General features: G+C 68.7%; 7 protein-coding genes and 1 tRNA gene. 4 read left to right on the top strand and 4 right to left on the bottom strand.

Features of this window, described 5'->3' with window-relative positions; all coding sequences use genetic code 11:
- The first annotated feature begins 268 nt into the window (after positions 1-268).
- The 3 genes from EWE75_RS15620 to EWE75_RS15610 are packed head-to-tail and all read left to right on the top strand — an operon-like array spanning position 269 to position 2,725.
- Positions 269-808, top strand: a complete 540-nt coding sequence (locus EWE75_RS15620; protein WP_130159035.1) for a hypothetical protein — start codon at positions 269-271, stop codon at positions 806-808.
- Positions 805-2,517 carry a hypothetical protein gene (locus EWE75_RS15615; RefSeq protein WP_130159034.1) on the top strand — a complete coding sequence of 571 codons (1,713 nt, stop codon included), beginning with the start codon at positions 805-807 and terminating at the stop codon, positions 2,515-2,517. Before EWE75_RS15620 ends, EWE75_RS15615 begins: the two co-directional genes overlap by 4 nt.
- Positions 2,518-2,527: 10 nt before the next feature.
- Positions 2,528-2,725 (top strand): hypothetical protein, encoded by a 198-nt coding sequence (locus EWE75_RS15610; RefSeq protein WP_130159033.1) that lies wholly within the window; start codon positions 2,528-2,530, stop codon positions 2,723-2,725.
- Between the two features lie 122 nt (positions 2,726-2,847).
- On the opposite strand, the gene EWE75_RS15605 is transcribed toward EWE75_RS15610, so the two are convergent.
- The 4 genes from EWE75_RS15605 to EWE75_RS15590 are packed head-to-tail and all read right to left on the bottom strand — an operon-like array spanning position 2,848 to position 7,581.
- Entirely contained in the window at positions 2,848-4,395 is a 1,548-nt protein-coding gene (locus tag EWE75_RS15605) for a DHA2 family efflux MFS transporter permease subunit (RefSeq protein ID WP_130159032.1), read from the bottom strand.
- Complete coding sequence (locus EWE75_RS15600; protein ID WP_130159031.1) at positions 4,392-5,657, bottom strand: HlyD/EmrA/EmrK family protein; 1,266 nt, start codon at positions 5,655-5,657, stop codon at positions 4,392-4,394. The genes EWE75_RS15605 and EWE75_RS15600 overlap by 4 nt, the downstream gene beginning before the upstream one ends.
- A complete protein-coding gene (locus tag EWE75_RS15595) occupies positions 5,654-7,093 on the bottom strand; it encodes an efflux transporter outer membrane subunit (protein ID WP_130159030.1) in 1,440 nt (479 codons plus the stop codon). Before EWE75_RS15595 ends, EWE75_RS15600 begins: the two co-directional genes overlap by 4 nt.
- Entirely contained in the window at positions 7,090-7,581 is a 492-nt protein-coding gene (locus EWE75_RS15590) for a MarR family winged helix-turn-helix transcriptional regulator (protein WP_130159029.1), read from the bottom strand. The genes EWE75_RS15595 and EWE75_RS15590 overlap by 4 nt, the downstream gene beginning before the upstream one ends.
- 173 nt (positions 7,582-7,754) lie before the next feature.
- Between EWE75_RS15590 and EWE75_RS15585 the strand changes: the two genes are divergently transcribed.
- Positions 7,755-7,830, top strand: a tRNA-Val gene (locus tag EWE75_RS15585).
- The last annotated feature ends 76 nt before the right edge of the window (positions 7,831-7,906 follow it).

The raw sequence follows: 7,906 nt of genomic DNA, 5'->3' as shown, positions 1-7,906 counted from the left end.
CAATTTGCTCCAGCACGACACCCGAAAACTCTCCATCCGCAGAAAATTTAAACACGCCGGATGGCACGACGACTATCTCTCTTCTCTCCTCGCTCAAATGCGATAGCCCTGCTTCCAGGGAGGGGAGTAGAACGTCCAAAGTCGCGCTCGCGACGCGTTCGGGGAGCGCCGCTTTCCGGCCATATAACCAAATCGGTTAAATCACTGTCCTACAGCGTGCCGTTCGCGGTAGCGACCCGGGCTTCACAGGCCATTGGGGATTCGCTGCATGAAACACCTCTTCTTAGCGGTCGCGCTGTTGGCCGCGCCTGCGCACGCGCAGAGTGCGGCGTCGGTTCAGGCGCCGGGCGGGTATGCGCCGATGCAAGCGCCGTGCGTGCGGCAGAGCGACAGCAGTTGTGTGCCGATCAGCCCGACCGCGCCGTTGCCGACCACGCAGGGTCCGCTCGGCGCGGCGATCTCGACGCCGCTCGCGGGCAGCGTCACCGCCAGCGCGGTGACGCCGACCTCGGGCGCGGCGAGCTTCGCGGGCGGGACCGCGACGATCGGGCCGATGGTGCCGCAACTCGGGCGCGACATCGGCCTCAAATTGTGGAGCGCGGACAATGCCGTGTTCTCGTGCCAGATCCGCGACAGCATCGACGGCGGCGTCACCAAGCTGCCGCTGACGATCTTCGATATCGCGATCGGCGGGCCGTATAGCGCGCCGGTCAACAGCGCGATCACGTCCGAGACCATCGCCGGCACGCAAGTCTATCTGCTGTGCAGCGTCACCGCCGGCACGCTCAGCTATGTGGTGGCGCAATGAGCGCGCGGCACATCCTCGCGCTCGTCGCGTTGCTCATCGCCACGCCGGCTGTGGCCGAAAGCGATCCCGCCGCGCGTGGCCTCGCGCTGCGGGCGAACACCGCCGCCGCCGCGCGCGTGCCGCGTCTGTCGGTGATCTCGGGCGCCGAGCAATGGTATGGCCTCGCCGCGACGCTGACCGCCGGCACGTTCAACACGGTGCGCGTGCTTCACCGCAACCTCGCCGGCTGCACCGCGACGGGCTTGCGCCTGCTGGCAGGCAATTACGGCTGGGCGAACACCAGTTCGGCGGGCAGCCCGTCCGCCCCCAAGGAGCGGCAGAACCCCTATCCGATCACGATCCACAGCGCGTTCGAGTTCGCCGGCACCAAGACCGACCAGCAACAGCCGCGCTCGCCAGTGCGCTGGAATGGACAGCCGACCGCGACGCTGACGCCGTCGAGCGCGGCTTATGCCTTTCCCAATCTGCTGCTGTCCGATCCCGTGTCGGCGTCGGTCGCGCCGGGCGCCGCCTTTTACGAGCGCTCCGCGATCACGCAGACGGCGGCGGGGCAGCAATATTTCAGCACGGTGTCGCTGCGCGGCGGCACGACCGGGTTCGGCAGCGACAGCGGCGAGGGATCGACGGTCAATTCGGGGGTGGAGCGCGCGTTCGACACTGCCGGCGGCGACGTGAGCGTGGGCGCACCACAATTCGCCGCCGGCTGGTCGGCGCTGGCGGTGCTCGGCATCTGCGCGGACGGATCGGTCGCGCCGTCGATCGCGATCGCGGGGGACAGTATCGTCGCCAAGGTCGATGACGCGGGCTACGGCTATTTCACCGGCGGCTGGGCGCTGCGCGCGTTCGCGCCCTATCCGCACATGCTGCTCGCGCTGTCCGGCGAACGCGAGATGGATGCGGTGCAGGTGTGGAATTTCGCGTCGCGGTTCGAGGCGTCAGGTTATGCCACGCATGTGCTTTGGGCTTATGGCCGCAACGATTTGAGCTATGACGTCGGGGTGCTCGGGCTGACGCCCGCGCAGGCGGTCGCGGCGATGAAGGCGGTGCGGTTGCAGGCGGCCAAGGCGTTCATGATGCCGCGCGGCGGCGGCGCGCCGGGGCAGGTGTTCATCGCCGCGACAATCCTGCCCGCGCCGACCTCCTCCGATGGTTTCCTGACGATGGCCGGGCAGAGCAAGGATGCCTATGAGGCGGGGCGCGTGCTGTTCAACCAGTGGCTTCGCGATCCTTCGGCGGCGGGGTTCGTCGCGCAGGCGAACGCGCAGGTGGCGGGCGTCGCCAATGCCGGCGTGGCGCGCGTCGCCGATCCGTGCGCCGGGCTTGAGGTGAATGCGGGCGGCGTGCCGACGCGCGACGGCGGCTTTTCGCCGCCCGCCACCGTCACCTATGCGACTGGCACGTCTTCGGGCAGCAACACCGGCAACACCTTCAACGATAGCAGCAAGGCGTGGACGGCGGGCGGGTATCGCGGCGCTGAGCTGCAGATCGTGTCGGGCACCGGCGCGGGGCAGTTTCGCGGCATCGGCGGCAACAGCGCGACTCAACTGCTGATCGCCGATCCGTGGACGACATTGCCCGATGCGACCAGCACCTACCGGATCACCGACGCGCCCGGCTGGAACGGTGTTCACCCCGGCACGCGCGGCGCGATCCTGGCGGCGGCGGGGATCAACGTAGCCACGCTGATGCAGCCGCTTGCCGGGCAATGAGGAGGACAGGATGAACCAGCGGGAGCAACTGATCGCCTATCTCGCCACACTCGCCGCGCTGGCGGTGATCTTCACGGTGGCGATCGTCGCCGGCGTGGTGAGCGAACATGTGATCGGCAAGATCGAGGCGTTTGGGCTTGGGACGATCACCGGCGGGCTGATCGGGGTGTTGCGGCTGCCGGGGAACCCGCCGGTCAGGCCGGAGTGAGGGGGGGCGCACTGCGAGGTAAAGCTTTCGGTAAAACAAACCCGTTCGTGCCGAGCGAAGTCGAGGCACCTGCGCTTGGGGCCTGTCCCTCGACTTCGCTCGGGACGAACGGGTAGGTTGCCTCAATCCGCCACCGGCCCATGATTGGCCGGCGCCGGGCGCTTCGCCATCCACACCACGCCGATCAGCACGATCGAGATCCAGCCGCACATCCAGAAGATTTCGAGTGACGACAGCAGATAGGCCTGGCCGACGATCTGCCGCATCACCACGCCGACCGCCTGCCCCGGACTGGCCCCGAGCGCCTGAAGCTGGTCGAGCGTCTGGCGATAGACCGGCGACCAGTCGCTGCCGGCCTCGGTCAGCCGGGTCTGGTGGAGCGCTTCGCGCCGGTCCCAGAAGGTGGTGGTGAGCGACGCCGCGAAACTGCCGGCGGTGATGCGCGCGAAATTGGAGATGCCCGATGCCGATGGCACCTTTTCCGGGGGTACGCCGTCGAGCATGATGGTGATGAGCGGCACGAAGAACGCCGCCATCGCCACGCCCTGCAAGAACAGCGGCGCCGCGAGCACGAGGAAGCTCGCATCGGGCGTGTACCAGGAGCGCATGAAGAACGAGACCGCGTAGCAGACGAACGCGAACGACGCGATCCAGCGCACATCGATCCTGAGCCGCTGGATGATCGGCGTCATCACCACCGCCATGATCCCGGCCGGCGCGGCGACAAAGCCGGCCCAGGTCGCGGTATAGCCCATCTGCTCCTGCAGCCACAACGGCAGCAGCAGGTTGTTGGCGAACAGCACCGCATAGCCGAGGCAGATCGCGAGCGTGCCGAGCGCAAAGTTACGGCGCTTGAACAGGGTGAGATCGACCGCGGGCTGGCCGTCGGTCAGCTCCCAGATGATCCACGCGACGAAGCCGACCACCGCACACACCGCCAGCACAACGATCAGCGGGTTGTTGAACCAGTCGCGATCCTTGCCGAGATCGAGCATTGTCTGGAGGCTGAACACCCAGAAGGCGAGCAGGATCAGGCCGACCGTGTCGATCCGCACCTTCCGCGTCGGCGTCTCGCGCGACTTGAGCGACTGCCAACTGATGAAGCCCGCCACGATGCCGATCGGCACGTTGATGAGGAAGATCCAGCTCCAATGGTAGTTATCGGAGATGTAGCCGCCGAGCACCGGGCCGAACACCGGCGCGGCGAGTGTCGTCATCGACCAGATGCTGAGCGCGGTGCCGCGCTTGTGCGCCGGGAAGATCGCGATGAGCAGCGCCTGGCTGCCCGGAATCATCGGGCCGGACACGCCGCCCTGGAGGATGCGGAAGACAATCAGCGAGGGCAGATCCCACGCGAGGCCGCACAGCAACGAGGCGACCGTGAAGGCGAACACCGAGGCGGTGAAGGTCTTGACCACGCCGAAGCGCTGCATGAACCAGCCGGTCAGCGGCACCGTCACGCCGTTCGCCACCGCGAACGAGGTGATGACCCAGGTGCCGTTGTCCGAACTGACGCCGAGGCTGCCTGCGATCGTCGGCAGCGAGACGTTGGCGATGGTGCCGTCGAGCACCTGCATGAAGGTGCCGAGCGCGAGCGCGAGCGCGGTGACCGCGAGGGCCAGCCCCGCGAGCGGCGGCGGCCCGGCGGCCGCTCCGGGCTGGCCGCTCACCGCGCGCGGCCCAGATTCTGGTTGATGATCTGGCGAATGCGGGTGTCGATCGCGGGGCCGCCGTCGAGGCTTGCTTGCGTGCCGCCAGCCGGGGGCGAGCTCATCGCGACGAGCGGCTTGGACTGGTCGGCGGTGTCGACCGTGACGTTCGCCGAGAGGCCGACGCGCAAGGGATGCGCGCGCAGTTCGCGGGGATCGAGCGCGATGCGGACCGGCACGCGCTGGACAATCTTGATCCAGTTGCCCGAGGCGTTCTGCGCAGGCAGCAGCGAGAAGGCGCTGCCGCTGCCCGCGCCGAGGCCGAGCACATGGCCGTGGAAGGCGAGCTTGCTGCCATAGACGTCGGCGGTGATCGTCACCGGCTGGCCGACGCGGATTTTTTCGAGCTGGGTCTCGCGGAAGTTGGCGTCGATCCACAGGCTGTCGAGCGGCACCACCGCCATCAGCGGCGTGCCGGCGGCGACGCGCTGGCCGAGCTGGACGGTGCGCTGCGCGACGACGCCGTCCATCGGCGCGACGATCCGCATGTGGCTGGAGTTGATCGCCGCCTGCCGCACGTTGGCGATCGCGGCGAGCACGCGCGGGTTGGTGTAGACGCTGGTGCCGGCCACCGCGCTCGCCGCCTGCGCGCGCTTGGCGAGCGCGAGGTTGAGGGCTGCATTGGCGGTGGTGACGGCGTCGGCGGCGTGGCTGACCTCCTCGCCCGAGACTGCGCCATCGGCGGCGGCGCCCTTGCGGCGAGCGAGATCGCTGCGCGTCTTGGCGAGATCGGCGCGGGCCTGCGCGATTTCCGCGCTGGCCTCGTCCACCGAAGCGGTGTCCGAGCGCACGCCGCGCACCGCCTGGCCGAGCGCGGCCTCGGCGGCTTGCAGCGAGACATCGGTGGTGGCGGGGTCGAGATCGATCAGCGGCTGGCCGCGTTTGACCGCCTGGGTGTTGTCGGCGTGGATCGCGAGCACGGTGCCGCCGTCGCGTGCGGTGACGCTCACCACGTTGCCGCCGACATAGGCATCATCGGTCGCCTCGGTGGGCGGCGCGGTGAAGACGCGGATCGCATAGAGGATCGCGGCGATCAGCAGCACCGCGCCGAAGATCAGGAAGGCGATCCGGCGGGTGCGCGACTTGGCCGTCGGCGGTTCGGGCGCGGGCGCGGACGCCGGCTGCGACTGGGGCGGCGCTGCCGTGGTGACGGGCGCGGCGGGCGTGTCGTCCCCGTCGTCGCGTGCGGTATCGCGGTCGATGCGCGTCGAGTATTCGGTCATAGTCCCGACCCCTTGGTGTTAGCGGCTACCGCGACGCGGGGATCGAAGCCCCCACCCAGCGCGGCGATGAGTTTGATTCGTTGGGTGATGGCGTTGGCCTGTGCGTCGATCCGGCTCTGCTCGGCTTCGAGCAGGCGGAAGCCCGAATCGACCGCGTCGAGCCGCGAGCCGAGCCCGGTCGAGGTCCGCACCGCATCGAGCCGCACGGTGTCGCGAAGTCCGGCGACGACCTTGTCCTGCTCGACGAGATCAGCATCGGCGGCGCGGACGTTGGTGATGGCATCGGCCGAGTCGCGTACCGCGGTGATGACGCTGGCGTTGTAATCGGCCACCGCCTTGTCGAGATCAGCGCCGGCGCCGCGATATTGCGCGCGCAGCCGGCCGCCCTCGAAGATCGGCAAATGGATCGCCGCGCCGCCCGACACCTGCGCCGAGCCGGCGGTGAAGAACTGGCCAAGCCCGAGTGCGGCCAGGCTGGCGAGCGCCGAGATGTTGACGTTGGGCATGAAATCCGCGCGCGCGACCGCCCGGCCCGACACCGCCGCGTCGATCCGCGCCTGTCCGGCGAGCAGATCGGGACGGCGGCCGAGCAGATCGGCGGGGAGCAGCGCCGGCACTGCGGGCGGATGATCGAGCGCGAGCGTCGGCGCCGCGATCAGCGGATAGAAATCGGCGCCGCGACCGACCAGAGCGGCGAGCGCGTGGACCGCGAGATCATGCTGCTGAAGGCTGCGGACCTTCGCCTGCCGCGCCTCGGCGAGCAGGGTTTCGGCGGTGCGCGCCTCGAACTCGCTGGCGAGCTTGTGCTTGATCCGCGACTGGACGTAGCCGAGCGCTTGTTGGCGGGTGGTGACGAAACGGTCGGCGATCTCGGCCTGCCGGTCGGCCTGGACGAGACTGGCGTAGCTCTGCGCGACCGCGGTCGCGATCATCAGCCGCGCCGCCGCCGCATCGAGCTCGGCGGCGCGTTCGCTCGAGCGCGCCTGTGCGACGAGCGCGCGCTGGCGGCCGAACAGGTCGAGATCCCACGACAGGTTCGCGGCGAGCGACGGCACCGAATAGACTCGCCCGCCATAGGGTGGCGGGATGATGTAATGTTCGCTGAACCGCTCGGCCTGAAGCCCGGCGTCGCCGGTGACCTGCGGCAATTGGCCAGCGTGCTGCACATCGATCGCCGCCTGTGCCGTGCGGACGCGGGCGAGCGCACCGGCGAGGTTGGGATTGTCGGCGAGCGCAAGCTCGACCAGCCGGCCGAGCTGTGGATCGCCGAACGAGTCCCACCAGCGATCGGACACCGCTGGCGCGGTATCGCCGAGGCCGAGCGCGGCCGGCTTGAGCTGTGCGACCTGCGGGGCATCGTGCGGCACGCTCGCGCAGCCGGCGAGCAGCAGCGCGGTCGCCGCCGCGATGCCGCGTTTGATGTGACGCCGGCTCATTCGCCTGCCTCCACGACGAAACCGGCGTGGTCCTCATCGAGCATCCGTTCGGCGGCGACCAGCAACCGCGCGAGCATCGCCGAGAATTGCGTGACCTCGTCATCATTGAAGTCAGCAATCAGAGTGTTCCAGCCCGACACCACGATCGGCGCGATCGCATCGATCTTGGCCTCGCCCGCCGCGCTCACCTTGAGGCCGACGACACGGCGGTCCTCGGCGCTGCGATCGCGCAGCATCAGCCCGCGTTCCTCAAGCGTGTCGATCAGCCGCGTGGTCGCGCCGCTGGTGATGTTGAGCTCGCGCGCCAGCTCGCCGGGGTTCGAGATCGCCCCGTCGCGCACGACCTTGAGCGCAATCCACTGCGTGACGGTGATGTCCTCCGCCGCGAAGCGCCGTTCGAGCAGCGTCTTGACGTGCTGTTCGAGCCGCCGAAGCATCCGCCCGGGCGAGCGCTGCGTCGCGCAATCCTCTATGGTGAGCCGTGCCAAAACCTGCCTCCGAAATATCTGCATGTGCAGATAGTGCGGTGGCAATGGCTGACAAGTGCGAAAGATGCAATCGTGACGATTCTTTCCGCATGCGCGGCGGCGGAGCTACCGGGACGCGACAGCGTGGTCTTGCAGGCCCGACGATTTTCGCTAAAGACGCTCGCTCCCGAGAGGGGCGATTAGCTCAGTTGGTAGAGCGTCTCGTTTACACCGAGAATGTCGGCGGTTCGAGCCCGTCATCGCCCACCATCGCCGCCGGCGAGACGCATCAGCGAAGCTGATGCGCACGCCTGCAAGATCGGCCAGCGCGACAAAGCGCGCCACA

The sequence above is a fragment of the Sphingomonas populi genome (genome assembly GCF_004208535.1).
In the GTDB taxonomy this organism is placed as follows: domain Bacteria; phylum Pseudomonadota; class Alphaproteobacteria; order Sphingomonadales; family Sphingomonadaceae; genus Sphingomonas; species Sphingomonas populi.
This window is presented reverse-complemented; position numbering and strand designations above follow the sequence as displayed.